This window comes from Larkinella rosea (assembly GCF_003858635.1).
GTDB classification, from domain to species: Bacteria; Bacteroidota; Bacteroidia; order Cytophagales; family Spirosomataceae; genus Larkinella; species Larkinella rosea.
This window is the reverse complement of record NZ_RQJO01000009.1, coordinates 856,349-882,363: the sequence shown is the minus strand read 5'-3', so window position 1 is coordinate 882,363 and position 26,015 is coordinate 856,349. Positions and strand designations below refer to the sequence as shown.

Below are 26,015 nucleotides of genomic sequence, written 5' to 3'. Positions count from 1 at the left end.
TCGGTATTTCACATAAAAAACCGCCCATCGACAAGTCAACGGGCGGTTTTTTTAAGGGAATCTACATGTTATGATCTTACCGAATCTTATTTCTGCAAAATCACCTTTTCAGTGATTGTTTTCCCATTTTGCTGTATCTGAACCAAATATAGTCCGTTCGATGATTCTTTCAACGATAGCACTTCCTCGTGCCAGCTACCCTCTCCAATTACGGTACGCTCGGTCAACTTACGACCCGTCAAATCCATAATTCGTACTTGTATTGGTTGGTCTTTGGACGCGAAAAACCGTACCGTAAACTCTCCATGAGACGGATTTGGATACACGGTTAATTGGCCTTCGGATGGTTCGGACGAATTAACGACATCTGCTGAGAGTCTGCCTCCTGAACAAGTAATGTTTTTGGGGCTACCGGTTAGCACAAACCCATTTCCTGAAACCCGAATGCTGATCGACTGGTTTTGTCCATTCTTGATCGAAGACGGTGGTGGATAATTGAAACCATGTTGGCCGTTGCCTTTCCCCGCATTGACTAAATCCTGGCGGAATTCTGAGGCCACGAATGAACTGACGACATTACCATTGGCTAGTAATTCAACGGTCACCGGCGCATTGGGGCTGGCGGAAGTATAAACCCACCCCCAGATATTTCCACAACCAACTCCATCCAACGAGCCTTCATAGTTACCTGACGGATTGGTAGGATTGGTTGGGTTTGTAGGATTGGTTGGCGTTGTGTTACCGCCAGTCAGGCAAATGCTGTTGAAACAAATGATTCCCCCGTCTACCCCACTGCTCAACCCGATGGTGTTACTCCCCGCCATTAAATGCACCGTGCCAATGGACTGGTTCTGAAAACTACCCGCTTGCGAAAAAGTCACCGAACGGGCTGCGCCGTTGATACGGACGCTCCCATTTACTGTTTTTTCCGGAGCCCGGTATTGGATGGTCATTGGGTAATCACCCTCAGCACTTACCGAAATCGTTATGTTCCGGATTTCGGAATTATTGCCCGAACAGGTTTCGGCAAATGTGGTGCAGGTATTTCCTCCGCCGGGGTTAGTCGGTGTCGTTGGCCCGCTGCCATTGCCCGCACAGGTAATGGTTTTAGGCGAACCTGTCAACAGGAAGCTACTTCCCTGAACCCGCAGTGAAATGGCTTGCGGCTGTCCATTTTTAAGATTGGCCGGAGGGGCAAAGTTGAAGCCGTGTTGTCCGTTTCCTTTCCCCGCATTGACCAAATCCTGCCGAAATTCAGCCGCCGTAAAGGTCGCATTGACAGTACCATTGACCAGAAGTTCAAGCGTCAGGGCCGTGTTGGGATTGTTGCGGTCATAGACCCAGCCCCAGGTATTGCCGCAATCAGCCCCGTCGAAATAGCCTTCGTAATTCCCACCGGAGGGATTACCAGTCCCCCCCGTTGGCGGTGTGGAACCACCGGTACAACCCGATGACTGAACGTAAAACCGCTGGTTGTCATTGCCATGCTGGGTCCACAAAAACAGCCCAGCCCCGTTGTCCGAAACACCGCCTTCCACATCGGCGGCTAATGAGCTCGTATACGACGGAACAAATTTATAGCTTCCGTCGCCGGTGGCTTCCAGCCGCCACTTTTGCTGGGCGCTGTTGGTCCAGTCGTACTGGTTGATCGAGGTGCCAGCTGCCGAACCTGCATTGGCCGCATCCAGCACTTTGTTGGAAAATTGAGAAATAATACGGTAAAAGTTGTTGTCGACTACTTCGAGTTTGAAGATCTGGTTGGTGGAACCGTTGCCGTCCTGCTGACGGATGCGGGTACCCGCATTTCCATCGGCTACCTGCAGGAATTTGTTGGAATGTTTGGCTTTGAGGGTGTAGCAGCCGTTGGTGAGAGGGGCTGAACCGGTTGAGCCTTCGTTGGTGTCATCGACGACGGTATAGGGAAAGTTTATAGCTTGGGAATAAATTATATTGCCATCTGCGTTTTTAACTACCGCCCGAAAACGACCTACGCAATTACTGCCAATCGTTTGATCAGAGCACATAGCGGCATTAAGATCAGTTGTAGTTCCATCATCCCGTACCCAGGAATACGATGAGCCTGGCGGTGCTGATACGGTTGTGCCGTCGGCGCTGATGGTGACACTCTGGGCTTCTGTTCCCAAATCTTGATTAGTCACCTGCCCCCAATTGGGATTTGAGCATAAACTGATAAGGCTGGCTGTCCAGGCATCGGCAGCTTGGTTGAGCCCTCCAAAGCCAAAGTGAGTACCATCAAACCGATCAGTAATGGCATCGGTGGCTGGACCGGCCACCAATGAACCCAAACCCGATGAATTTAGGACGGTATTTTGTCCATCAATGATTATTGACGACGTTTGATTATTTTCATAGGAAGTTCGTGCAATGACCCATGGGAATTTTTTACCATCACGAAGTCTTAAATCAATACGGGATTGCTGGATAACGTATTGCAGTTTTTGAGCATATTCTCCGGCATCGCGGACGTAACGCTTCTCTTGACTATAGGGGGATGCTCCATTACCAAAAATAGCATCTATTGGGATCAGAGCACGATTTACAAGCGTTTTATCACCCCATTTAGATCCTTTTTCGCGTTGAGCTTGATTGTCTGTTTCTCCCTGCATCCATAAGATTGCCCGTAGGCCATACGCGGAAGCATAACCTCGAAGTACGTTGGCAAAAAACTGATAAGGTGAGCCGGGTTGATAAACATTTTCCTGTCCGATAATATCGAAACTCGCCGATCTGGCATTCGGATTGGTTGATGTAGCCCATTGGGTCACGGTAGTACCTCCATAAGCAGCATTAAATAATGCCACTGGTGCTTGACATGACTGGGCTATTTTTGCACCTACTGACGCCCAATACCAAAGCGAATTGCCCAAAGGACCAATACCAGGCGGGTTACTGGATGTAGCGACTAAGTTCTGAATTTTATTATAATTATCCGGAAGCCGGGTAGGGTCGAAATCTCCGGCTCCCGGAATTACATTAGGCGATACTCGAACGGCGTCCATAAAGACTGTATTCGGTGCGACTCGCCCTGAAATCCCTTGCGCATTGGATTGGCCTGCAATCAGAAATACCTCGCCAACCCCCACCTTCCGTTTCTGTTCGTAGGTTTTCGGGCTGCCAAAAGTAGGTTTGCGAACAGCCCTCACAGTCAGTTCGTACCATCCTTTGGGAATATCGACTGCATGGATGTTAAAACTGGTGTTTTGTTGGGCGGCCTGATAAATTAAGGGCTGATCTAAGGTGGGATTTCCAGTGGTTAGGTCCAATCTCTGAAAAAAAGCCTGCACGACGTAGCCTCCCCCTAAAAATGTTTTTGAATTAAAAGTTCCCAATACATTGATAGATCGCTTACCATCGGATTGTTGATAAATGGCTCCATCAAAGGGTGTACTGACATCAAGAGTTTGGGCTTTTAATATTGATTGTACAATCAATATTAAAAGTAAAATAAATAATTTGGTAGTTTTTCGCATAGTTAATAAAAGTTTAAGTTGGGAAAAGTAAATGTTTACCAAAGGGCATTACAACACCTATTTGCAGTAGGAGATTAGGGGCATTGATATTCATAATCGGTTACACCAATCCCATATGGATCTTCTTCGATTAACCATTGCGGATTAAGGGCTTTGCCATGCTTGATCCTTCGCTTCACAAACCCTTGCCTGTTGTAGAAATACTGGTAGTTAATTTGATACAGGGGACCATCCTCAAAATCCCGACTATATTGGCTTGCCCATTTTTTCTGCACTGGCAAATTCTTGCTTTCCTTTCCCTGAAAATTGTAAATTGTTGGCAGATTGAGACGAGATAAATTGTAAGTATAGGCGTAAGTCCTTACTTCCGGCAGATTGGTATATCTCAATAACTCGTACTGAAATAACGTCATATTTCCATCTATGTAGGTATATCTTCCCAAGTCTGACGTATTATCTTCAATACCCGTCAAGATGACATATCCTTCCTCATCATATTTTAGGGGTACTGCAAGGTCTATTCCTATACTAACACGGCCCTGAGTATTTAAAGGGAATTCTTTTTCTTCAGTGAATGGTCCTTGCAGTTGCCCTTTGCTTCCTTCACCCGTGTATTCTTTGTAGCGTTTTAATGCAGTCGATGAATACGAATAGCGCTGCAAATTATAATGGCCTTTTAAGAGATGTTGATGCTCCTCTACAAGCCGTCCTTGTTGATCATAAGAATAAGTAGTTGTTGCAATGGTACCTACCTTCACTTTGCGGCCATCTTCCAACGTAATCGTTTCGACACCGGGTCGCTGATCACCGGCCAGCATTAATGTCTTATAAGTGGTTTTGACAATCTTACAGCCCTGCGGTGGTTGCGGCAAGTTGGTGGGATCGGTAAACCACTCTTCCGTCGGGTGCACATCCCGGTCTTTTTTGCAGCTTAAGGCCATTGCCAGCAGGCTGAGAAAAAATAGAACCGATAAAAAGGATAGCTTCATATAGAGATGCAAAGTGAATGGGCAAACCTATAGTTTACCAGACATACAAACAAGTGTTTTTTAAACAATTTTCACTCAAGTATCCAATATAAATACCCTATAAATCAAAAAGTTAATTTATAAAGAAAGCAGTAACATGATTCTAAATAAACCTGACTGAGAGTAGTAAAAACATTAGCTACACTCATATTCAAAGTCAGTTACTCCCACTCCATACAGATCATCCTCAATCAGCCAACCTCCGATCAACGGTTTACCATGAACGATTCGGCGTTTGACTTGCCCTAACTGATCATACCAATAAGTGTAGGTTTTCTGGTAGACGGTTTGAGTGCCAAAATCCGGCGAAGATTCCAACTGCCAGATCTCTTTCAAAGGGAGATTATGGCTTTCGTTGCCTCGAAATTGATGGATCACTGGCAGGTTAGGACGTGTGGTCAGGTAGCTATAGTGTTTCAGAAAACGGTCGTAGGCAAACCACTCCCCATCCCGCATACCCCAGGATTGGTATACTACATATTCAAACATGTTACCATCGACATATACCTGTGATTGGCCGGGACGATCCGGTTCACGATCCACCAATTGATTATCCTGACTATAGAAATAGAAAGGTTCTCCCAAACCCTGACGCCGGTTAATCAAACCCTGATCATTGAGCGATGTCGTGTCAATTGAAATCGCCGGTTTTGTTGTTCCTAAGGCTAAATACTCCTGATAGGTAATGATAAAATCTCTTGTATACGTGTATTTATAAAGCCAGTATAGATTGTTCAACAACTGGGTCCGTATTTCCAATATTCGATTCTGATTATCATATAAGTATGTGGTTTTAGCAACACAACTGATCGGCATTTTCCGGCCATCGTCCAGCGTAATGGTTTCGGGTTCCCAGAGCAGATCGCCCGTCCGGCCATCAGATGGATCTTTGTAAGTGGTTTTGACAATCTTACAGCCCTGCGGTGGTTGTGGCAAGTTGGTGGGATCGGTAAACCACTCTTCCGTCGGGTGCACATCCCGGTCTTTTTTGCAGCTTAAAGCCATCGCCAGCAGGCTGAGAAAAAATAGAACCGATAAAAAGGATAGCTTCATATAGAGATGCAAAGTGAATGGGCAAACGTATATTTTACCAGACAAACAATCAAGTAATTTTTTATAAAATCTGAGCAAAGCTTACAAGTTAAATCCATTGTAAATCAAATAGTTATCTTTACAAAAAAAATAGTAACATAGTTATAAATTGGTAAAGCTGAGAGCAGTAAACATGAACTGTAATCTTACCCATAATCGGTTACACCAGCCCGTTAGCGATCATCTCAAATAAGCCATCGGAACCTGAGTACCTCACCAGAAATGAGGCTCTCCAATTTCAAACCACTCAAAGATTGAGGATCAAACGTTCTGATATAAAACAAAAAAACCGCCCGCTGACAAGTCAACGGGCGGTTTTTAAGAGAAGCTATATTGTAAACTGACTTACGCTTTTTTGAATTCGAATGTGATGATATCTTCTTTTCCATCATCATTCAAATCTTCGATCGGTGTTGACCACTTCATTGTATTTCCATCAATGACCAGATCGTAAACTTCTGCGGTACCGGCTGTCGTAATTGTCAGTTTGTTTCCGTCTACTTTCCAGGTCGATTTATCTTCTACCGGATTAAAATCATCGGCCCCTTCCGTTTTACAAGCTGGAGATGCCGTCCCTGAAATACTACCATTGCCATTGAAGGTAGTCTTGCTGTCAGTTAAGCATGCGATTAGCGCATCCGCATTCGAACCTGGAATGGCCTTCATGAGTGCAAAAAAATCATTCGTTTTTGTACCATTACCTAAATCGATCTGCACATTGGCCTTAATCCCCGTAATTTTCCAGCTTCCTTCAATTGCATTCGGTTTTACATCGGGCTCGCCGTTCCCATCCTTGTCCTTGCTACAGCTGGCAAACCAGAGTGGCAAAGCCAGCAGCATCACGAACGTCCAGCCAGAGCGAAAATGAATACGGTCCAAGAGTGTGTTTGTTGTTTTCATTGTTGTGTTGAATTGTGAGTTGGAAAATTGATTTGAGATTCAAAAATGGGCTAAATTGATTCGGCGGCCCAACACCTTTCTTTTGAAATGTGTATCTTTATGTTTAAACTGGTCTTTATAGCGGTTGAAATGCATAGCCGGTTTTGTTCGGCATTTCAGGTAGTGTTCCGGAAAACCGGGTGGTTTCGCATTTTCTTACTTGTTACCGAAAACCGCCTGTGTGGTAAAATAAATACCCTGTACTAAAAAAATAATGTTCTGTGTAACTCTGTAATACCGTGTGGTTCCGGTATTTAATTTTGATTCATCAATTCATCATTTAAAAGGAGCCGTCGGACCGTTACACCGAAACCAAGTCTATGCTGATAACAACTACTCCCAATGTTGAGGGCAAACGGATTGTGCAATACCTTGGCCTGGCCAACGGTGAAGCCATCATTGGTTCCAACCTGGTTAAAGATTTCCTGGCTACGGTGCGCGACGTGGTCGGTGGTCGTTCCAACGCGTATGAACAGGCCCTGCGCGAAGCAAAAAGCATTGCCATGAAAGAAATGATCGAACAGGCCCAGGGGCTGGGTGCCAACGCCGTCATTGGCGTCGATCTGGATTACCAAACCGTCGGTAACAACGGCGGTCTGCTGATGGTGAGCGCCAACGGAACGGCAGTGATCATCGAAAACGCCTGATTATTCCGGATGAAGCATTGAGGTAATGCTTCATCCGGAAGCGGTTTTTATCTTCTTCCCAGCGGGAACAAATAGCCTACTGAGAATGTGGCAACCTGCTGGCTGACGTATTCCGCCGGTTTTGGATCGGCGTTGTTACCAAGGCTGTAGTTATAGCGTCCTTCGATCAAAATAGAGCCGGGACCCGCCGGAATCGAAACGCCCAGACCGCCGGTTACCCCGTATTCCAGCCGCGCATCGTCGCTCGTCAGCTTCTGTTTTTCATCGATAATAGTCTGACCATCAACGACAAACTTAGCCCGTCCATCCAGACCGTAGGAAACATAAGGTCCGGCGTTGACAAAAAACCGGGTCTTCCGACCAAAGGATAATTTCAACAGAAGTGGAATCTCAACGGCATTGAAAGAAGCCTTCAAAGAAAACTTTTGACCGGATTCTTCACCGGCAAATTTCACCGAACGACGCGTATACAGGATTTCCGGCTGAATCGAGAAGACGTTGCCGACTCCATAATTGATGATCAGGCCGCCCGTAAAACCGGGTGAAGTTTCAGATTGACCAGCCTCCGTACCTTCCACACCCGGATTGAACTCGTTCAACAGGGCGTTGACTCCACCGCGAATACCGATCGATAATCCTTTGCCTGAATACGCCGATTCTGTTTTCACCCGGGCGGGTTTTTCCGGTTTCGCCGGTTTTTCGGCCTTCGCTACTTTTACTTTTTCCGGTTTCTCCTCTTTAACTTTCTTCGAACGTTTCTTCGATTCGTTGGCGGATGCTTCCACCTCCGGTTTGGTCTCAACCACCGTCTGCTGCGCCAAAACCGGTGCGGGTTCCGCCGTTGCCGTCACCGATGCAACGGCGGTCGTGGTGGCTGCCGGAGCGGTAGCAACAGGCGGTTTGGGAGCCGGTTTTTTAGCCGCAACGTTCGGCTTGCCCGTGGTTGTGGTTTTCTTCTGAGCTGTCGCCACCGTTTTCGGCCTGGTTGCAGCTGCTGTTGGTTTGGGCTTTGCGGTTTGGGCTTCCGCCAGCAAACTGACCGCCACCAGACAAATGGTTACTAATGATGCTTTCATTTGGGTGATTAGTAAAGTGTGTATCTGTTGTTACTGATGATGCAAAAGTATATCTCTAAAGAAACGCTGTTTAGCGAAAAACTACGTGATTTTCCGTTTGCGTAGTTTCACTGTAGCATTTCACGACAACAAAAAAGGCAACCTGTTTCCAGATTGCCTTTTATAAAACCGTTTACGGTTTTCAGTTGCTAACGCATTCGAAGTTCGACATTCATTATTTGCTATTTTTAAAGTTGGGTGCGTCAGCTACTGTAACCTATATTAAAACCGGTCTTCGTCGTCATCATCGTCCCCAAAGTTGGTTCCGGGGCTGAACATGCTGCCTAACAGGTCTTTAAACTGTTGTCCGGTATCCAGTGCTTTCTTGCCAACGAGCGAATATTCGGCCAGGCCGTGCAGCGCAAATTCCATCATGAACAGTTTTTCCTGTTTCCCCAGCCGCGAATGAAGGGCATCGACGGCATCGTCCAGACCATCGATGGTCCGCAGGCGGTTTTCGTACTCGCGGGTGGGCAGGTCGTTCAGGAACTCCATGACGTTACCATCGCCAAACCAGTCGGTTATTTTTTTGTAGGGATTGCCGCCCTTCTGTTTTTTGGCTTTTTCGGGATTTGGAAAATAATTCAGGAATTGCGTCCGAATGGCTTTTCCGATCAGGTTCTGGGCCACAATCACCGGCCCTTCGACTTCGCCTTCGTAGACCAGTTCTACTTTTCCGCAAATCGCCGGAATTACACCGTACAAATCCGTAATCCGGACGTACGTTTCTTTTTCCCCGTTCAGCAAGGCCCGGCGTTCGGCCGCCGACAGCAGGTTTTCAAAAGCTGCAATCGTCAAACGGGCCGAGACGCCACTTTTGGAGTCAACATATTCACTATCACGGGCTTCCAGCGCGATTTGCTCGATCAGATCCGCAATCAGGTCATTGGTTTTCACCATGCCTTTCTGCTCGGTTTTGACAATGGCTTCCTGCTGCGTAATCTTCTTGCCAATTTCCAGCGACTTCGGATAGTGCGTTACAATCTGGCTGTCGATCCGGTCTTTCAACGGGGTTACAATGCTGCCCCGGTTCGTATAATCCTCTGGGTTAGCCGTGAAAACAAACTGAATATCCAGCGGCAACCGCAGTTTAAAACCGCGAATCTGAATATCGCCTTCCTGCAAAATATTGAAGAGCGACACCTGAATCCGGGCCTGTAAATCCGGCAGTTCGTTGATGACGAAAATGCAGCGGTGCGAACGCGGAATCAGGCCGAAGTGGATCGTCCGTTCATCCGAATACGGTAACTTTAAAGTTGCCGCTTTGATTGGATCGACATCACCAATGAGGTCGGCCACCGACACATCGGGCGTTGCCAGTTTTTCGGTATACCGATCGCTGCGATGCAACCAGCTTATCGGCGTTGCGTCCCCTTTTTCCGTTACCAGATCATGGGCAAACCGGGAGAGCGGCACCAGTGGATCATCGTTCAGTTCCGAGCCTTCCACCACCGGGATGTATTCGTCCAACAGATTGACCATCAGCCGGGCGATCCGGGTTTTAGCCTGTCCACGCAAGCCCAGCAAATTGATGTGGTGCATCGACAGAATGGCCCGTTCCACGTCCGGAATAACCGTATCTTCATAGCCCCAGATACCCGGAAAAACCGCTTCCTTCGCCTTAATCTTCTCGATTAAGTTGTCACGAAGTTCCTGTTTGATTGATTTGGATTTGTAACCGGCTGCTTTCAGCTCGCCGAGGGTTTTTATTTTTACTAACTCTTTACTCTTCAGGGATGAATAGCTCATGAAATCGTTGGAAATATTAAAAATGGTTATTGTCTTAACCGGTTTTTTCCAGTTAAGGCCTTCAAAAGTGAGTCATCGAGATTCGGTGTTATTCTTAATCCAGCTCACAATACCATCGTAGTCCAGTTCGCCCGTTGCAATTTGAATCACAAAGCTATAGCGTTCTTGCTGGCTGGCACTAATGAACAGATTATTTGTCCGGAGTATGATCTCCATAAGCACATAACCCGTGCGCTTATTTCCATCGACAAACGGATGGTTCTTAACAATGCTCTCAATAATTGCAGCCGCTTTCTCTACTGGCGTCGGGTAAAATTCAGTATCACCGAAACCCGAATAGGGCCTTGCAATGGCAGAAAGCATGATACTTTCATCACGAACTCCATCGCTTCCTCCAAAAACCTCAATTAATCGACGATGAATAAGTAATACTTCATCTGCAGAAATCATTGAGCCAATCGTTGAAGTAACTCCCGGTTTTCAGTAATAATATCTTCCAGTAACATGCTTCGCTCAGCAGACAAAACCGTTCCTTTTGGTGAAGAATCGTCTGCATCAATCACTTGTTCTATTATCTGTTTAGCCAATGCGTTCACCGAAGGCAGATTCATCGCCTGAGCCTTTTCCCGCAATTTGATTAATCGGCTGTCATCCAGCAAAATACTGATCGTCGTCATCCTTTTATTTCATATTCTTCCGGCGGTTTCGCTGGAAGTCTTCAAACATCATGTTTCCCAATCCCTGCAAACCGCTGTAATAGGCGCGGCCGTTGTTCACTTTCGTAAATTCGTGCACAAACTGCTTCAGATAGGGGTCCGAAGCAATCATAAACGTCGTGATCGGAATGTCGAGCCGACGGCATTGGGCCGCCAGCGTCAGGGTTTTCGAGACAATCTTGCGGTCCAGCCCGAAACTGTTTTTGTAATACTTGATGCCCTCTTTCAAACAGGTTGGTTTTCCGTCGGTGATCATGAAAATCTGCTTGTTCTTGTTCTTCCGACGACGTAACAAATCCATCGCCAGTTCGAGTCCGGCTACGGTATTAGTGTGGTACGGTCCGACTTCCAGATACGGCAAATCTTTCACCTGAATCTGCCAGGCGTCGTTCCCAAACACGATGATGTCCAGCGTATCTTTCGGATATTTCTGCTTGACCAGTTCCACCAGCGCCATGCCGACTTTTTTGGCGGGCGTGATGCGGTCTTCGCCGTACAGAATCATGGAGTGGCTCACATCGATCATCAACACCGTCGAGGTCTGGGTTTTCTGCTCTTTCTGCACCACTTCCAGATCGCGTTCCATCAGCGTAAATTCATTGACGCCACTGTTGATCTGGGCGTTGCGGATGGATTCGGTCATGGAAATCTGTTCGAGCGAATCGCCAAACTGAAAATCGCGCAGGTCGCTGCTCAGTTCATCGCCCACGCCCGTAAACGGCGTATGGTGATTGCCCCCGGTTTTGGAGCGTTTCAGCTTCCCGAAAATCTCTTCCAGCGCCGACTTCCGAATGGATTGTTCGCTTTTGGCCGTCATGGCGAGCGTCCCTTCTTCGTTTTGCTCAGTCAGGTAGCCTTTTTCTTTCATTTCCTCGACAAAATTGCCAATGCCGTATTTATCGTCGGTCAGGCCATACCGTCGGTCGAGGTCGTTCAGATAAGCCAGGGCCTGTTCCACGTTGCCCGATGTCATCAGCAGCAATTGCTGAAAGATATTGAACAACTGGTCGAATTTGCTGCCTTCTTTCTTTTCGGGTGGAATAAAATTGGAGAACTCAAAGCCTTTCATGAAATACGGTCGTTAGGTTAGCAGTCGTCGGTTTTGGAGTAACAGCTTGCTGCGCGGATTTGTTCGCTTAGTGAAAATACGAATTTTTCGTCATTTTTTTACATACAAAGACCAATGAATAACTCCGGTCTGTTCCAGGCCCGGACAACCGCTCCGTCAAAGTGTTTCCGGTTTCTGTTTCTTTGCTGGACTCAACCCGGTTTTTCCCTATATTTGCGCTCCTTTTCTCTTCATCAGCCATACATAGCCGATTGTGGATCTCGTTATCGACAGTCAATCATTTCCAATTCCCACTGTATGAACGTATTGAAATTTGGCGGAACGTCCGTAAAGTCCGTTGAGAATATCAAAAAAGTCATTGCAATCATTCTCAATCACCGCCAGAACGGTGATGTGATCGGGGCCGTGGTGTTGTCGGCCATGAGTGGTGTTACCAACCAGTTGATTGAAATTGGCCGCATGGCCGCCATCAACAATCCGGATTATCTGGAACTGATCCGGGGCATCGAGGAGCGGCATTTCAACGTCATCAAGGGATTAATTCCGATAAAAGAACAGAGTAAAGTGTTCGGCAAAGTTCGCGGCACCGTCAACGAACTGGAGGATTTGCTGCGGGGCGTGTCGCTCATCCGCGAACTATCGGACCGAACAATGGATCTGGTCATGAGTTTCGGCGAGCGGCTTTCGTGCCTCGTCATCAGCGAATGCCTGAAAAGCAAGGGCGTTCCCGCCCGGTTTTGTGACGCCCGCGACCTCATCAAAACCGATGCCCAGTTTAGCATGGCCGAAGTGGATGACCTGAACACCAACCAGTTGATTCGGGATTATTTTGCTACCATCGGAACGGATTTACCCATCGTGACGGGATTTATCGGTTCCACCGCGAACAACGAAACCACCACGCTCGGCCGGGGCGGTTCCGATTACACGGCTTCGATTCTGGGGGCAGCCTTGAACGCCAACTACATTGATATCTGGACGGATGTTGACGGGATGATGACCGCTGACCCGCGCAAGGTGCCGAACGCGTTCAATATTCCGACGATTACCTACGCCGAAGCGATGGAACTGAGCCACTTCGGAGCTAAAGTCATTTATCCGCCAACGCTGCAACCGGCGTTTGCCAAAAATATTCCAATTCGGATTCTCAATACGTTCAACGCCAGTCACGAAGGGACGGTAATCAGCCGTACCGCCGACCGGCGCGATTTTACGATTACCGGTATTTCGTCGATCGACGATATCGTGCTGGTCAACATTCAGGGCAGCGGGATGATCGGAGTAGCCGGGGTTTCGGCCAAACTGTTCAGCACCTTAGCGCATTATAAAATCAGCGTCATTCTGATTTCGCAGGCATCGTCGGAACACTCGATCTGTTTCGCCATCGAACCCCGCAACGCTGAGCGCGTCCGCGAGATTCTGGAAGCCGAATTTGCGGCCGAAATCGCCCACGGACACGTCGACAACATCAGCATCGAACGCGATCTTTCGATCATTGCCACGGTGGGCGAAGGCATGAAAAAGAGTTCAGGAATTGCCGGAAAGCTTTTTTCGGTACTCGGTAAAAACGGGATCAACATCATTGCCATTGCGCAGGGTTCGTCGGAGATCAACATTTCGGTGGTTATCAACAAGAACAACCTGTCGAAGGCGCTGAATGCGATGCACAACGTCTTTTTCCAGTCGGAAGCCCGAATTCTCAACCTCTATCTGGTCGGGGCGGGATTGATCGGCCGAACGTTACTGCAACAGATTGAGTCGCAATACGAATTCCTACGGACCGAAAAACTCCTGCGAATTTGCCTCGTTGGCGTATCGAACACCAAAAAGATGTTGCTCGACCCGAAAGGCATCGACCTCACCAACTGGCAGGAACGACTGGTCAATGAAGGAGTGACAACTTCGTTACCGGCTTTTGTCGAGAAATTGAAAGACTACAACCTGCCCAACAGTGTGTTCATCGACTGCACGGCGGATAAGGATATTCCGTTGTTTTACGAACCGCTGCTGAACGCCAACGTGTCGATTGTAACACCCAATAAAGTGGCCAACTCCGGATCGTATGCCGAGTATAAACGGTTGCAGCGGGCAACGGTTCGGCGCGGGGTCAAGTTCTTGTACGAAACCAATGTCGGAGCCGGTTTGCCCATCATCAATACCTTGCAGGGATTGATGACGTCCGGCGACCGGTTTTTGAAAATTGAAGCCATTCTGTCGGGCACACTGTCGTACATTTTTAACAATTACAAACCGGGGGTTTCGTTCGCCACGGTTGTTCGGGAAGCGAAAGAAAAAGGGTTTACCGAACCCGATCCGCGCGAAGATTTGAGCGGCATGGATGTGGCCCGAAAAATCCTCATTCTGGCCCGTGAAGCCGGTTTTGAACTGGAACCGTCCGATGTCACCATCAATAATCTGTTGCCCGAGAGTTGTATCAAAGCCCCCAGCATTCCGGCGTTTTTCGACGAACTGGACACCAACAATGCCTATTTTGAAAACCTGTTGCAAGGGGCCGAAGGCCGAAACGAGAAGTTGCGGTACGTTGCCACGTTTGAAAACGGGAAAGTAACCATTGAACTGCGTTCGGTCGGTTTCGATCATCCGTTTTACTCGCTGTCGGGTGCCGATAATATTATTTCGTTTACCACGGAACGGTACAAAGAGCGGCCCTTGGTGATCAAAGGCCCCGGTGCGGGTGCCGAAGTGACAGCCACCGGCGTGTTTGCGGACGTGGTCAGTATCGGGAGTTATCTGGCCTGAACCAAATAACCCGTTGAATTTGTATAATAGACAAAAGAATGTTGTTGCATCGGCAATAACTTACCACTGTGGATTCAATAAAAGTATTTGCCCCCGCGACCGTCGCCAATGTGGCCTGCGGTTTTGACATATTCGGTTTTGCCGTCGATAGCCCCGGCGACGAGATCATTGTCCGTAAAAGTGAATTGCCGGGTGTCCGGATCAAAGCCATCATTGGCGACGAAGGCCGTTTACCCAAGCAGGCTGAGCGAAATACGGCCGGTATTGCCATCCAGACGTACCTGAAACACATTGAATCCGACCAGGGGCTGGAAGTAATTCTGCATAAAAAAATGCCCCTGGGCAGCGGGCTGGGTTCCAGCGCAGCCAGTGCCGTGGCGGGTGTATTTGCTATTAATGAGCTATTGGGGCGCCCGCTCAACCAACTTGATCTGCTTCCCTTTGCGATGGAAGGCGAACGGCTGGCGTGTGGCTCGGCCCATGCCGACAACGTAGCCCCTTCGCTGATGGGCGGCTTTGTGGTTATCCGGAGTTATAACCCGCTGGATATCATCACCATCAACACACCTGCTCAACTTTTTGCAACAATTGTTCACCCGGAAATTGAAGTCAACACCAAAGACGCCCGGTATATTTTGAAAAACGAGGTGTCGATGAAAAACACCATCATTCAGATGGGCAACGTAGCCGGTTTGATCGCCGGTTTGATGAAGCCCGATTACGACCTCATTGGCCGTTCGATGGTGGATGTGATCATTGAACCGATCCGGGCCATTCTCATTCCCGAGTTCAGCGAAGTCAAACAGGCCGCGCTCGATGCGGGGGCGCTCGGTTGCAGCATTTCCGGTTCCGGCCCCTCGATGTTTGCTCTCAGCCGCGATCAACCTACCGCGCTCCGCGTTGGGGCCAGCATGCAGGCGGCTTTCCAGGCTGTCGGTATTGGCAGTGAATTGTATGTTTCCGGGATCAACCAGGAAGGGCCCCGCGTTCTCGGATAATTGGAACAATATTTGCATATACAATTCGGTCAGCCACTTTAGGTTATCCGTAGGGCAACCCGGTTTCATTGCGATTCAGTTTAGCTTTCTGCCGTATACGTAAGACACTTTAAATCAGAAAATTATACGTCTGATTGTCGCCTGTAGTGCTTAAACGAAACGTGGAACCTTTTCCCGATGAGAGATGATTAGAGCGCTACTCCTGTGTGTATGCATCCCGTTTTTTGCCTTTTGCCAGCCCGTCATTGAAACCCGGCCCAGCCGCATCTTTGCCGAAATGGGCGGTTTTTATACCTCCGGTAAACCAACGCCTTTCTGGCTTCGGACCAATCAATACGGGATTATTCCCAACACCCTGCCCTACGCAACAGTCCGGGTTGGCGTCCGCCAGGATTACTGCTATTATCCGTTAACTGATGTAACCTCGCCCCTTCGGCGGGATCGTTTTGGAATTGGATACGGTTTCGACGTAATTTCAAACTTGAATGCGCAAACAAAAAACACAATTTTACTTCCCGAAGCTTACCTGAAAGCTCGTGCCGGAGCCTTCGAAATCATGGCCGGACGACGACGCGAAGTAGTCGGTTTGGTGGACTCAACCTTGAGTTCGGGTTCCTACAGCTGGTCGGGAAATGCATTGCCACTCCCGAAAGTCCAGATCAGTTTGCCCAATTACACGCCCATCGGTTTTACGAAAGGATTGCTTTCGTTTCGGGGTAACTTCGCCCACGGCTGGTTCGGCAGTCAGCGCAAGGTTCAGCACTACTTTTTGCACCAGAAATCGTTGTATGTCCGCCTGGGAAAACCGCGCTGGCCCGTAAAATTCTACGCCGGTTTCAATCATCAGGCCCAATGGGGAGGCTACACCGACCAGCTTCCCGAATCGCTCGTCAAAGACGGGCATTTCCCTTCCCGTTTGCAGGATTACCTGTTCGTTTCCCTGGGCAATAGCCTCGGGCGGTTAGGAGGACTCGACACCACACGCTACAGTAAATTTGATCGTGAAAACCGGGTCGGCAACCATCTGGGAACCATCGATTTAGGCATCGAATTCAGTTCCAGAAAGATTTCCGTATTGTTATATCACCAGAGTGTCTACGAAGACGGGTCGCTGTATTACCTCACGAATATCGAAGATGGCCTGACGGGTTTGCGGTTTCGTAGCCTGAATCCGGTTCGCTCCGGTTTGCGGATCACGGGCGCTGTCGTCGAGTTTTTATACACGAAAAGTCAGGGCGGTAATGTTTTTGCCGATGGCAACCATTTCCGGGGCAAAGACAATTACTTCAATCACACGCAGTATCAGGATGGCTGGTCGTATTTCGGACGGGGCATCGGAACGCCCTTCATTACGCCGGTAACCGACTCCCGTCCCGAATTGTCGCAATACGGTTTTTTCAGTAACAATCGGGTTCGGGTTTATCACGCCGGTATTCAGGGCGGTTTTGCCCGCAATTGCCTGTTCCAGGTAAAAGTCTCGTACAGTGAGAATTACGGCACCTACGACGTCCCATTTCCCGAAACGATCCAACAAATTTCAGCCTTTATGATGCTCGAACTGCCCGTGAATCAGCGGGGTTTGCTGGTTACCCTGTCCGCAGCCGCCGATCAGGGCGATTTATTCCCAAACAGCAGTGGCATCTACGCCGGTGTTCGAAAAACGTGGGATTATTTTAAATACCGGATCAGGAAATGAACTGACGGTTTACAGTTTTCCGTTTACGGTATTCGGTGCGCTGACGCACGAAAATGGCATGCGTTAGACCCTGAACACCGTAAACGGAAAACCGAATACCGTCCATCAATCTTCCGGAAAAGGGATAAAGATAAAACCGGCGAAGTCGGCATCGACGACGAAAAGGCAACAGTATTCGTCCGGATTCTTGTAGTTTTCCTTGAAGTCATTCACCGATTCTTCGGCCACCAGTTTACGCTGCACAAATTCTTCCAGCAACGACGCCCGATAGGTCCAGGCATTGTCGGTGATTTCTTTCGGCCCCAGCAGCAATTGCCCCACATCGACCGCCCGGCGGGATGCGACAAAAATGGGATTTTCCGTAAAACCGCGCTTCCGAATCACGTACGAAGCCTCTTTCAACGTGTCGGCTACCTTCACAAAATCAGTCGACACCAGGCTCATTAACTTCCGGTTTACATCCGGCGAATTGGCGTCGTCGAGCAGAATATTTTCGTTACTATTGTTGATCATGTTTATCCGGTTTTCAGTTTACGGTTTTTGGTTTATGGAGACTGACGCATTCATTTTTGTGTGCGCTAGCTACCGTAAACCAAAAACCGCAACCCGTAAACTTTTATATCCTGGCAGCCAGTAACAGGCTTAAATCCTTGAACCGCATGTTGAATTTCTTGGCGATGTAAGCGTTGGTTAGCAGACCGTTATGACTGTAAACCCCCTTCATAAACCAGCGGTTGGCAAACATCATTTCTTCAATGCCACCGATGGTCCCAGTCTGTAACAAAAACGGTAGAAAAATGTTGCTCAACGCCAGACTGGCCGTGTGGGCCACCCGCGAAGCAATATTCGGCACGCAATAGTGAATGACATTCTGGAACTTGTAAGTCGGATTTTTGTGCGTCGTCATTTTAGACGTTTCAAAGTTCCCACCCTGGTCGATCGACACGTCAATGATGATCGCATCGAGTTTCATGTGCGACACCATCTCCTGCGTCACCACAATCGGGCTCAGACCGTCTTCCGCCCGCATGGCTCCAATGACCACATCGGCGCGCTGGATCGCTTCCGAAAGTGTATCGGTTTCGATGATCGAGGTGTAAATGTGCTGCCCGATGGCGTATTTCAGCCGCTGGAGTTTGTAGATGTGTTTATCGAAAATCTTGATTTCGGCCCCCAGTCCCAGTGCGGTTCGGGCCGCATATTCGGCGACGGTTCCGGCCCCCAGAATCACCACTTTCGTGGGTGGAACCCCCGTAATACCGCCCAGAATTACGCCCCGACCGTTGTTGGCACTGCTCAGGTATTCACCGGCAATCAGCATGACCGTGCTCCCCGCAATTTCACTCATGGCCCGGATGATCGGCATGCCTCCGACTTTATCCTCAATGTATTCGTACCCCAGCGCCGTAATTTTCTTACTGTTCAGCCGTTCGAAGTATTTTTTATCGTGATTTGGCAAATTGACCGCCGAGATGAGCGTGCTACCGGTTTTGATGTAGTCGAACTCTTTGTCTACCAACGGTTCTACCTTCAGGATCAGGTTGGCGTCGTAAACTTCTTTGGGCGACGGAACGATCAATGCACCGGCTTCGCTATAATCATTATCAGAAAATTTAGCCCCTTCGCCAGCCCCTTTTTCCACCAGCACTTCGTGGCCGTGCCGCACCAGAATGGTGACGGCTTCGGGTGTCAGAGCAATCCGGTTTTCCTGTAATGAGACCTCTTTGGGCATCCCGATCATGAGACTGCCGTTGTGCTTCTTAACAGCGGCAGGAGCCTCCTGCGGATATAGTGCCGTCTGCTTTGCTAATTGTTCAAACCCAGTCACTTATAAACGGGATTTATGATTAAGTACCACGAATTATCAATCTTTTTTGAGCCGGTTTCTTCGAAAAAACCGTCCGGGCAACAGATAACCCGTTCTTTCTTAATCCGTCATTTAGGTCAATTGGTTTCCAGTATTCGTTCGCCCTCCGCTACCGCCAGATGGATTGTCCAGGCATCGGGAGGCAACAATCCGGCAATTCGTTCCGGCCATTCGATCAAACAGCGTTCGCCCGAATCGATGTATTCCTCCAGCCCACTGTCCAATGCTTCTTCTTCATCGCGAAGCCGGTAACAATCGAAATGGTAGATCGGTTCGCCTTTCCCGGTAACGTATTCATTTACAATTGAAAACGTTGGGCTTTGAACCGTATTCACGACACCCAGCTGCCGACAAACCGCTTTAATCAAGGTCGTCTTCCCGGCTCCCATCGGCCCGTTGAATAACCAGACCGAACGCGCACTACCGGCATCTATCAGTTGTCCGGCAACCGCGTCTAATTCAGCAAGGCTTCGAAAGCGAATGGTCATTCCTGCAACATAATTCCAATTCCAAAGATAACACTTTTCTTTGTCTCTTCAGGCCCTGTCGATAGTTGACGTTCTGGTCAAAATTAGGCATCTTCGGCCCTCAACTTTAGTTCACAAAAACGTATGTCCCGTACTATTCAGGTTGGATTAATCGGTTTCGGGTTGTCGGGCCGGTATTTCCACGCGCCTTTCCTAACCGTCAATCCGCATTTCAAATTAGCCAAAGTAGTTGAGCGTCACCGCACTGACGCCGAAGCGTTTGACCCCACCATTCAGACCGTTCGGAGCCACGAAGAATTACTGGCCGATCCGGACCTTGACCTGATCATTGTCGGTTCGCCCAACGATACCCATTATTCCTACGCCAAAGCCGCACTTGAAGCCGGAAAACACGTGCTGATCGAAAAACCATTCGCTAATAGTCTGGAGCAGGCCCGCGAGTTGCTGGATCTGGCGAGCAAAAAAGGACTGGTTGTTATTCCGTATCAAAACCGGCGCTACGACGCGGATTTTCTGACCATTCAGCAAGTTTTGCGGGAAAACCAGATTGGCGATGTCGTGGAATTCGAGTGCCGGTACGACCGGTATCGGCCCGATATTCTCGATAGCTGGAAAGAAAAAGATCCGGCGGGCGGTGGGAATCTGTTCAACCTGGGTCCGCACCTGATCGATCAGGCCATTGCCTTGTTCGGCGTACCGGAAGCGGTTTCGGGCGACGTCCGCATCATTCGCAAAGGCGGTATTCTGGATGATTATTTCGATGTGCGGTTAGTATATGCCGATAAACGCGTCATCCTGAAATCGTCGATGCTGGCGGTCGACAATAGCCTGCGCTACATCATTCACGGCACCAAAGGCTCGTTCATCAAACACGGACTGGACGTTCAGGAAGAAACGCAGCGGAAAAACATCCTGCCCGATACGCCCGACTGGGGTGCCGAGCCCGAAAGCCAGTACGGCACCCTGACGACTCCGAACGGTCGGTTTACCTTCCCGAGCCAGCCGGGGAATTACCATCATTTTTACGACAATCTGTACCGGGCCATCGTTGGTGAAATTCCGCAGGAAGTAACCCCCGAACAGACATTGGCCGTTATTCGAATCATCGAACTGGCCGGGGAAAGCAGCAAACAGAAAAAAGTGCTGGCGTTTTAAAACGTACCCACGGACTTTAGTCCGTGAGATTCTCGAATGCCTCGCAATTGGGTCTATTTCGGGATCTCACGGACTAAAGTCCGTGGGTACGTTCAATTAGTAACCCGGATTCTGCGTTAGGGTCGCTTTGCCATTTTTCTGGCTGTTCAGGATTTCCTGCAACGGAATCGGGAAATACTCGTGCTTGCCTTTGATGAATGTAACGCCATTCAGGTACGACCGTTTCTTGGCTTCAGCGGGATAATAAGCGTTTAAGGTTACATCCGCAATGCCCCAGCGAACCAGGTCAAACCGGCGGTGGCCTTCCATGCCGAACTCCAGCCGCTGTTCAAATTGCACGGCTTTGCGGGCTACCGCTTTGTCCGTCCAGGCCGTGGTATATTCCTTGATCACGTAATTGGCAGCCGCTTTTCCGTCGGTGCCTTTTACAAAACCGTCCGGATTGGCCGCCCGGCGACGAATCTGGTTGATATAATCACGGGCTTTTTCCAGGCTACCCACTTCAATTTCTGCCTCGGCCAGCCACAGCAGAACGTGCGAATACCGGATCATGCGGTAGTTGTTGGCGTTCAAACGCGGGTTACTCGCGAAGGTGTTCGTACCGACATCCGAACGGTACATAACGTGTTTTTTCGGTGAATACGGTCCGCCATACGCCTGATCACGAACGTATAATTTACCGGGATGCACCCCCCAGTCCAGGAACGGAATGCCCCGACGACCCACCGTATGGTCCAGACGCGGATCGACTTGCCCTTCGTACGGCGTAAACGCTGCAGTCGATTCGATGCCCTGATCGCTTTTCACATCCTCTTTGTTGAAGTCATCCAGCATCGGCAAACCGTTTGCATCGGTTTTGAACGCGTTGACCAGATTCTGCGAAGGCTGGAAGAAACCGCAGCAGGTCGTCACCCCACCCCCACCGTACGGATAGTTCAGGGTCGCCCCAATGTTGCCATTTTCCCCGCCCGACGCACCGTCGTTGACCGAGTGCTCGATTTCAAAAATAGACTCCGCATTGTTGTTGGTTACGGCCCGGAAATTGTCATGATACAGGGGCATCAGTTTATACTGACCACTGGCTACAATGGCATCGAGCAACGTTTTGGCTTCGGCGTATTTTTTCTGAAACAGATACGCTTTTGCTAACGTAGCCGCAGCGGCCCATTTGGTAACACGTCCTTTTTGCGTTTGGGTAGCGGGTAAAACGTCGTAAGCCGCCTGCAAATCCGCATTAATTTTCGGCCAGATGTCTTCGGTATTCGGGATTTTGGTGCTTTCCAGGTCGCTCGGGCTGTACGTTTTATCGTCGATGTACGGTACCATGTTGAACATCTTTTTCAGCTCGAAGTGGAAATGGCCGCGCAAAAACCGTGACTCCGCCACAATCTGTTTGCTTTCCGCTTCGGAAATATCCTTGGCCATCGGCAGGTTTTGCAACACGTCATTGGCGCGGGCAATTCCGTCGTACATGCCCCGCCATTTTCCGCGGAAATAGATGTTGTCCGACTGAATATTGCCCTGTTCGATCAGCGAAATCGGCGGCTGATCGCCCGCAATCGTGCCTTTGTACGCATCGTCGGAAGCGACGCTGCCGTAGACCCAGTTATCGCCGGACGACTGGTACGAACGATACGCGCCTTCGGCCGTTGCCCAGCCGTCGAGCAGTGAATAGGCCCCGATCAGCAGCGCGTTGATCCCGGCTTTATTTTGCAAAACCGTATTGGAAAGAGCGGCTTTCGGCTGCACTTCCAGGAATTTGTCCGAGCAGGATGTCGCGATCGTGCAGCAGACTATGAACAGAAATAAGGTTATTTTTCTCATGGTTTTTCGTCTCTTGATCGCTTAAAAACTCAGGTTCAAGCCCAACAACAAGGATTTGGCAACGGGGTACGAACCGCCGTCGACGCCCAACTGACGGTCGTTTCCGGCCGAATAGTTACGCAGATTGATTTCGGGGTCCATGCCGGAATACTTGGTAATCGTCGCCAGGTTCTGACCCTGCACGTAAACCGATGCCTGACCCAGACCAAGTTTCGACAGCAGTTTGGCGGGCAGCGTGTAGGTCAGCTGAATGTTCTTGAAGCGGAAATACGAACCGGATTCGAGGTAATATGTCGAAGGCAAAATACTGACCTGGTCGCTCGAACGCAACTGAGGCAGAATGGCGTCGGTTTTGCCCGGCCGCCACGAGTCATACAGCATGCGGGTGCTGCGGTTTCCGGCAAAGGTCGGGAAGTCGGTCCAGTATTTTACATAATTGAAAATATCGTTGCCCTGAACGCCCTGACCGAAAATCGTCAGACCGAAGTTTTTGTAATTCACGCTCAAGTTGACGCCGTAGTTGAAATTCGGGTGCGGATTGCCGATGATGCTCAGGTCGCCCGAATCCACTTTGCCGTCGCCATTGACATCCCGGAATTTAAAACGGCCCGCCCGGTTTTCCGTAGCGGCATTTCCGAATTGAACCGGATGTTTGGCGGCTTCTTCATCCGATTGAAAAATCCCGTCGATCGTGTAGCCAAAGAACGATGAAATCGGGTAACCTTGCTGCGTCACCACGAAGTTCTGAATCCGTTCGTCGTTGATGCCGAAGTACTGGGTTTTCGGATCGCCGTTGGTTTTAACGACTTCGTTGCGGTACGTTCCGAGGTTCAGGCCCACATTGTACGTCAACCCGTTGGTTACTTTACCGTTGTAGTTCAGCATGAGGTCCACCCCCCGGTTACGCATTTCGCCAATGTTCTGGAACGGCGCCGTAGCCACCCCCTGCGTCAGCGGAATCTGAACCGGGAAAAGCATATCGGACGTCGTCCGGGTGTACCAGTCGAAACCGATGCTCAGTTTGTTTTTCAGCAGGGTCGCGTCCAGACCGATGTTGGTGCTGGTGGTGGTTTCCCACTTGGCGTTGGCGTTTCCGAACTGCGTCAGCTCGTAACCCGGCACCGCCGAAGTGCGCGTGCCGTTAATGTCGTAAAACGACGTGATCGGGTTGGTGCTGAACTGGGTGTATGGGTTGTAGTTCCCGATTTCCTGGTTACCGGTTTGGCCCCAGCCGATCCGCAGTTTCGCATCGTCGAGCCAGGTTGCTGATTTCAGGAAGGGCTCCTGCGAAATCCGCCAGCCCGCGCTCACCGCCGGGAAATACGCCACCCGGAAGTCCTTGGCAAACCGCGAAGAACGGTCGCGCCGGATCGTTGCGTCGAACAGGTATTTATCGCCCAGTGCGTAATTGAGTTTCGCAAATTCGGAAGCCAGCCGCCAGTTCGACGCCCCCCCGTTGTTGGTCTGAACGCCCGTTCCGGCGCTGAGGTAGCGGTTTTCGATGTCGTCAACTGCGAAGTTGGTACGGCTGGCGTCGAAGAATTCGTAGTAGTTTTTGATCGATTCCGTTCCGACGATGAGGTTAAACCGGTGCTTGTCGCCGAATGTCTTGTTGTACGTCAGGGTGTTATACCACGTCCAGGTCCATTCGTAGTTGTTGTTGGTCTGCAAGCTGTTCGAGCCCCGCGATTCCGGCGATTCGATGTCGCGAAGGGTGTAGTTCTTGAAGTTGTACAGGTTGTAGTCGATCCCGAAACTGGTGCGCGCCGTCAGGTTTTTCAAAATGTCGACTTCGGCGTACGCGTTCCCGAATAACCGCACTTCTTTCTGGAGGTTATCCTTGTTCCGCCACAAATCGGCCACCGGATTCCGGGCGTTGTCGAGGTCGCCCCCTCGCGCTCCGGCGTAATAACCGGTTACGTCAAAAACCGGAATGATGGGCTGAATCCGATAAGCAAAGGAAATCGGGTTACTTTCGTTGCTGTTCCCGTTCGGCTGACCCAACCGTTCGCCGTAAGCCACCTGAAAATTTTGCCCGACCCGAACGCGTTTGTTCACGTTGAACTCGGTGTTGGCCCGCAGCGAATACCGTTTATAACCGGTATACATCATGATGCCCTGCTGATTGAAGTAGTTCAGCGACATCGCATACCGGCCGGATTCCGTTCCGCCCGAAACACCCAACTGGTGGTTTTGAATCGGGGCCGGATTAAAAATTTCATCGAACCAGTTCGTTCCCGTTTTATTGGCTTTGGTAATCAGCCACTTGGTTTTGTTAAAGTCCGGACCGTCGATGTTATTCGAGTAGTTGATGTAGTTGCCGTTGGCATCCTGTGCCACACGCGGATCACTGGCCGAGGCCGCGCTCGGGAAAATGTAATCCGGAATCACCGGCGTCGGACCATTGCCAAACTGCGAGTGCGTCGGATTTCCGTTGGCCCCAACGGCCCCGGAATTTTTCCGGGATTCCCAGGTCAGCTGAGCATACTCGTTCGTGTTCAGCATGCTCAGGAACTTGCCCGGACGCTGCGTACCGTAATAGACATCGTAGGAGAACTTCGGTTTACCAGCTTTGCCTTTTTTGGTCGTGATGATCACCACCCCGTTACCGGCCCGTGAACCGTAAATGGAAGCCGCCGAAGCATCTTTCAAAACCTGAATAGTTTCGATGTCGTTCAGGTTCAGGGTATTGAGATTCCCTTTGGTGGGCGTTCCGTCGATGACGTATAGCGGAGAGTTGTCGTTGATCGTACCAAAACCACGAATCCGCACCATAACGCCACCGCCCGGTGAGTTCTCGTTTCCAACCTGCACCCCGGCCACCCGGCCCTGTAGCGCCTGACCGACGTTGGTAGCCGGAACCGACAGCAGTTGCTTGGCATCCACCGTCGCGACGGCCCCCGTGATGTCTTTCTTCGACTGCGAACCGTAACCCGTTACAATTACTTCGGAGAGGGTTTTGATGTCCGGCTGAAGTGTAATCGAGATGGTCGACCGGTTTCCAATGGAAATTTCCTGTCCGGTGAATCCAATGGCCGAAACCGTGAGGATATCTTTTCCGGTGGGTACATTGAGCGTAAACTTGCCATCGGCATCGGTTGCTGCGCCTACGGTGGTTCCTTTGATGACGACGTTGGCGCCGGGTAACGGATTGTTGTCATTTCCGTCGGTGATGAGGCCGGTTATTTTACGATCCTGCGCCCAGGCAGCAACTGTCAGTAACCACGCCAAAGCCACCGCTGCGCTGAAGCGCAGCGGCCTTAGGTAATTGTTTCTCATAGAGGTGGTAGTTGGTTTGTAAAAAAGGGTGATTAAGTTGTACCACATATGGTACAGGCTTACGAAAATAACCTTTTTTCTGACCAAAAATCAAGTACAAAG

At 49.6% G+C, this 26,015-nt stretch carries 19 protein-coding genes; 5 read left to right on the top strand and 14 right to left on the bottom strand.

Annotated features, from left to right (window positions below; translation table 11 throughout):
- Positions 1-86 precede the first annotated feature (86 nt).
- From EHT25_RS19465 to EHT25_RS19450, 4 genes are all read right to left on the bottom strand, one after another.
- Complete coding sequence (locus EHT25_RS19465; protein ID WP_124876788.1) at positions 87-3,491, bottom strand: RICIN domain-containing protein; 3,405 nt, start codon at positions 3,489-3,491, stop codon at positions 87-89.
- 74 nt (positions 3,492-3,565) lie between these two features.
- On the bottom strand, positions 3,566-4,480 hold the full coding sequence (locus tag EHT25_RS19460; protein ID WP_124876787.1) for a hypothetical protein: 915 nt from the start codon (positions 4,478-4,480) through the stop codon (positions 3,566-3,568).
- Between the two features lie 174 nt (positions 4,481-4,654).
- The gene (locus tag EHT25_RS19455; protein ID WP_124876786.1) at positions 4,655-5,572 is read right to left on the bottom strand and encodes a hypothetical protein; all 918 of its coding nucleotides are present in this window, start codon (positions 5,570-5,572) and stop codon (positions 4,655-4,657) included.
- A 384-nt stretch (positions 5,573-5,956) separates the two neighbouring features.
- Positions 5,957-6,511 (bottom strand): lipocalin family protein, encoded by a 555-nt coding sequence (locus tag EHT25_RS19450; protein ID WP_124876785.1) that lies wholly within the window; start codon positions 6,509-6,511, stop codon positions 5,957-5,959.
- Between the two features lie 359 nt (positions 6,512-6,870).
- On the opposite strand from EHT25_RS19450, the gene EHT25_RS19445 reads away from it, so the two are divergent.
- Entirely contained in the window at positions 6,871-7,197 is a 327-nt protein-coding gene (locus EHT25_RS19445; RefSeq protein ID WP_124876784.1) for a heavy metal-binding domain-containing protein, read from the top strand.
- A 47-nt stretch (positions 7,198-7,244) separates the two neighbouring features.
- Here EHT25_RS19445 and EHT25_RS19440 read toward each other — a convergent pair whose 3' ends face one another.
- From EHT25_RS19440 to EHT25_RS19420, 5 genes are all read right to left on the bottom strand, one after another.
- Positions 7,245-8,273, bottom strand: coding sequence for a porin family protein (locus EHT25_RS19440; protein WP_124876783.1), 1,029 nt, complete (start codon positions 8,271-8,273; stop codon positions 7,245-7,247).
- A 261-nt stretch (positions 8,274-8,534) separates the two neighbouring features.
- Entirely contained in the window at positions 8,535-10,061 is a 1,527-nt protein-coding gene (locus EHT25_RS19435) for a P-loop NTPase family protein (protein ID WP_124876782.1), read from the bottom strand.
- Positions 10,062-10,133: 72 nt separating this feature from the next.
- Positions 10,134-10,511 carry a type II toxin-antitoxin system death-on-curing family toxin gene (locus EHT25_RS19430; protein ID WP_124876781.1) on the bottom strand — a complete coding sequence of 126 codons (378 nt, stop codon included), beginning with the start codon at positions 10,509-10,511 and terminating at the stop codon, positions 10,134-10,136.
- A complete protein-coding gene (locus EHT25_RS19425; protein ID WP_124876780.1) occupies positions 10,508-10,738 on the bottom strand; it encodes a hypothetical protein in 231 nt (76 codons plus the stop codon). The genes EHT25_RS19430 and EHT25_RS19425 overlap by 4 nt, the downstream gene beginning before the upstream one ends.
- 4 nt (positions 10,739-10,742) lie before the next feature.
- Complete coding sequence (locus tag EHT25_RS19420; RefSeq protein ID WP_124876779.1) at positions 10,743-11,846, bottom strand: vWA domain-containing protein; 1,104 nt, start codon at positions 11,844-11,846, stop codon at positions 10,743-10,745.
- Between the two features lie 297 nt (positions 11,847-12,143).
- On the opposite strand from EHT25_RS19420, the gene thrA reads away from it, so the two are divergent.
- From thrA to EHT25_RS19405, 3 genes are all read left to right on the top strand, one after another.
- The gene (thrA, locus tag EHT25_RS19415; RefSeq protein WP_124876778.1) at positions 12,144-14,606 is read left to right on the top strand and encodes a bifunctional aspartate kinase/homoserine dehydrogenase I; all 2,463 of its coding nucleotides are present in this window, start codon (positions 12,144-12,146) and stop codon (positions 14,604-14,606) included.
- A 68-nt stretch (positions 14,607-14,674) separates the two neighbouring features.
- Positions 14,675-15,604 (top strand): homoserine kinase, encoded by a 930-nt coding sequence (locus EHT25_RS19410; RefSeq protein ID WP_124876777.1) that lies wholly within the window; start codon positions 14,675-14,677, stop codon positions 15,602-15,604.
- Between the two features lie 184 nt (positions 15,605-15,788).
- Entirely contained in the window at positions 15,789-17,300 is a 1,512-nt protein-coding gene (locus tag EHT25_RS19405; protein ID WP_124876776.1) for a capsule assembly Wzi family protein, read from the top strand.
- A 105-nt stretch (positions 17,301-17,405) separates the two neighbouring features.
- Here the strand turns inward: EHT25_RS19405 and EHT25_RS19400 are convergent, their stop codons facing one another.
- From EHT25_RS19400 to tsaE, 3 genes are all read right to left on the bottom strand, one after another.
- Positions 17,406-17,813 carry a hypothetical protein gene (locus tag EHT25_RS19400; protein WP_124876775.1) on the bottom strand — a complete coding sequence of 136 codons (408 nt, stop codon included), beginning with the start codon at positions 17,811-17,813 and terminating at the stop codon, positions 17,406-17,408.
- Positions 17,814-17,916: 103 nt separating this feature from the next.
- Complete coding sequence (locus EHT25_RS19395) at positions 17,917-19,128, bottom strand: alanine dehydrogenase (protein WP_124876774.1); 1,212 nt, start codon at positions 19,126-19,128, stop codon at positions 17,917-17,919.
- A 116-nt stretch (positions 19,129-19,244) separates the two neighbouring features.
- Positions 19,245-19,655 (bottom strand): tRNA (adenosine(37)-N6)-threonylcarbamoyltransferase complex ATPase subunit type 1 TsaE, encoded by a 411-nt coding sequence (gene tsaE / locus EHT25_RS19390; protein WP_124876773.1) that lies wholly within the window; start codon positions 19,653-19,655, stop codon positions 19,245-19,247.
- A gap of 123 nt (positions 19,656-19,778) precedes the next feature.
- On the opposite strand from tsaE, the gene EHT25_RS19385 reads away from it, so the two are divergent.
- Positions 19,779-20,810, top strand: coding sequence for an oxidoreductase (locus tag EHT25_RS19385; RefSeq protein ID WP_124876772.1), 1,032 nt, complete (start codon positions 19,779-19,781; stop codon positions 20,808-20,810).
- 96 nt (positions 20,811-20,906) lie between these two features.
- On the opposite strand, the gene EHT25_RS19380 is transcribed toward EHT25_RS19385, so the two are convergent.
- Positions 20,907-22,634: a RagB/SusD family nutrient uptake outer membrane protein gene (locus EHT25_RS19380; RefSeq protein WP_124876771.1), complete on the bottom strand. Its 1,728-nt coding sequence runs from the start codon at positions 22,632-22,634 to the stop codon at positions 20,907-20,909.
- A 21-nt stretch (positions 22,635-22,655) separates the two neighbouring features.
- On the bottom strand, positions 22,656-25,913 hold the full coding sequence (locus EHT25_RS19375) for a SusC/RagA family TonB-linked outer membrane protein (RefSeq protein ID WP_124876770.1): 3,258 nt from the start codon (positions 25,911-25,913) through the stop codon (positions 22,656-22,658).
- Between the last annotated feature and the right edge of the window lie 102 nt (positions 25,914-26,015).

Coding starts and splice junctions, on each gene's coding strand:
- EHT25_RS19465 (WP_124876788.1), bottom strand. CDS start 3,491: ATGCGAAAAACTACCAAATTATTTATTTTACTTTTAATATTGATTGTA.
- EHT25_RS19460 (WP_124876787.1), bottom strand. CDS start 4,480: ATGAAGCTATCCTTTTTATCGGTTCTATTTTTTCTCAGCCTGCTGGCA.
- EHT25_RS19455 (WP_124876786.1), bottom strand. CDS start 5,572: ATGAAGCTATCCTTTTTATCGGTTCTATTTTTTCTCAGCCTGCTGGCG.
- EHT25_RS19450 (WP_124876785.1), bottom strand. CDS start 6,511: ATGAAAACAACAAACACACTCTTGGACCGTATTCATTTTCGCTCTGGC.
- EHT25_RS19445 (WP_124876784.1), top strand. CDS start 6,871: ATGCTGATAACAACTACTCCCAATGTTGAGGGCAAACGGATTGTGCAA.
- EHT25_RS19440 (WP_124876783.1), bottom strand. CDS start 8,273: ATGAAAGCATCATTAGTAACCATTTGTCTGGTGGCGGTCAGTTTGCTG.
- EHT25_RS19435 (WP_124876782.1), bottom strand. CDS start 10,061: ATGAGCTATTCATCCCTGAAGAGTAAAGAGTTAGTAAAAATAAAAACC.
- EHT25_RS19430 (WP_124876781.1), bottom strand. CDS start 10,511: ATGATTTCTGCAGATGAAGTATTACTTATTCATCGTCGATTAATTGAG.
- EHT25_RS19425 (WP_124876780.1), bottom strand. CDS start 10,738: ATGACGACGATCAGTATTTTGCTGGATGACAGCCGATTAATCAAATTG.
- EHT25_RS19420 (WP_124876779.1), bottom strand. CDS start 11,846: ATGAAAGGCTTTGAGTTCTCCAATTTTATTCCACCCGAAAAGAAAGAA.
- thrA (WP_124876778.1), top strand. CDS start 12,144: ATGAACGTATTGAAATTTGGCGGAACGTCCGTAAAGTCCGTTGAGAAT.
- EHT25_RS19405 (WP_124876776.1), top strand. CDS start 15,789: ATGATTAGAGCGCTACTCCTGTGTGTATGCATCCCGTTTTTTGCCTTT.
- EHT25_RS19400 (WP_124876775.1), bottom strand. CDS start 17,813: ATGATCAACAATAGTAACGAAAATATTCTGCTCGACGACGCCAATTCG.
- tsaE (WP_124876773.1), bottom strand. CDS start 19,655: ATGACCATTCGCTTTCGAAGCCTTGCTGAATTAGACGCGGTTGCCGGA.
- EHT25_RS19385 (WP_124876772.1), top strand. CDS start 19,779: ATGTCCCGTACTATTCAGGTTGGATTAATCGGTTTCGGGTTGTCGGGC.
- EHT25_RS19380 (WP_124876771.1), bottom strand. CDS start 22,634: ATGAGAAAAATAACCTTATTTCTGTTCATAGTCTGCTGCACGATCGCG.
- EHT25_RS19375 (WP_124876770.1), bottom strand. CDS start 25,913: ATGAGAAACAATTACCTAAGGCCGCTGCGCTTCAGCGCAGCGGTGGCT.